The sequence below is a fragment of the Mesorhizobium sp. M7A.F.Ca.MR.362.00.0.0 genome (assembly GCF_004023175.1).
Classification (GTDB): domain Bacteria; phylum Pseudomonadota; class Alphaproteobacteria; order Rhizobiales; family Rhizobiaceae; genus Mesorhizobium.
The window spans coordinates 1-674 of record NZ_RZTF01000867.1; the positions used below are offsets into that span (position 1 = coordinate 1).

Here is a 674-nt window from a genome sequence, read left to right on the forward strand (position 1 = left end):
GTATATAGTTCAACGCCGTGTTCTGATCCCAGCAGACCTTCTCGGGCATCTGCAGCGGACGGACGGACATTGGTGGGGTAGCGAACTGACCAGCCGTCGAATCTATCGGGCAAGCTGAGGTCCAGGATCCGCATTATCTCCCGGGCTGTCTCGGAAAATTCCGCTTCGGGTGAAAGATCTGCACGCATGGACCGTAGTCGTGGTCTGCGGACATATCAGTGCGGTAGCCAAGCACTTCTGACCCGAGGCCAATCCTGGCCGCCGCATGGGGCAGTTTGGGAAAATGCTGTTGGAGAATAGGTGCAACGAGGCTTTCGTAGAACCGTTGCGACAAGCCAATGCCAACGCCATGAATCATCGATGAACTCGCAGATATCGGTCCAGCCCAGAGCGAGCCTCGGCGAACAAGGAAGAGCACAGGGGGTTCATTCTCATTCAGCCCTGTGGCACCTTTGCTCACCCGGCAATGCACCGCTTCACGATAAGACCATGCCCGAGATACCCCCTTACGAAGACAGCCCCCCGAATGTCGACGCGATAACCGATTACGACTGGCGCCACAGGATCACTTATCTGCGCCTCTTCGACGCAGCGCGGGACGGGGCCGCCTGGCGGGAGGCTGTCGAGATCATTTTTGGGTTCGATGTCGATGCCCACCCGGAACGCGCCAAACG

The 674-nt window shown here is 58.2% G+C and carries 2 protein-coding genes; one reads left to right on the forward strand and one right to left on the reverse strand.

Going from position 1 to position 674, the window contains the following annotated elements; translation table 11 throughout:
* Nucleotides 1-188 (reverse strand): hypothetical protein (locus EOC06_RS41205; RefSeq protein ID WP_206631391.1); only part of this gene is annotated, 188 nt, incomplete at its 3' end.
* A 301-nt stretch (nt 189-489) separates the two neighbouring features.
* On the opposite strand from EOC06_RS41205, the gene EOC06_RS41210 reads away from it, so the two are divergent.
* The coding region (locus tag EOC06_RS41210) for a DUF2285 domain-containing protein (RefSeq protein ID WP_206631393.1) at nt 490-674 on the forward strand (185 nt) is incomplete at its 3' end.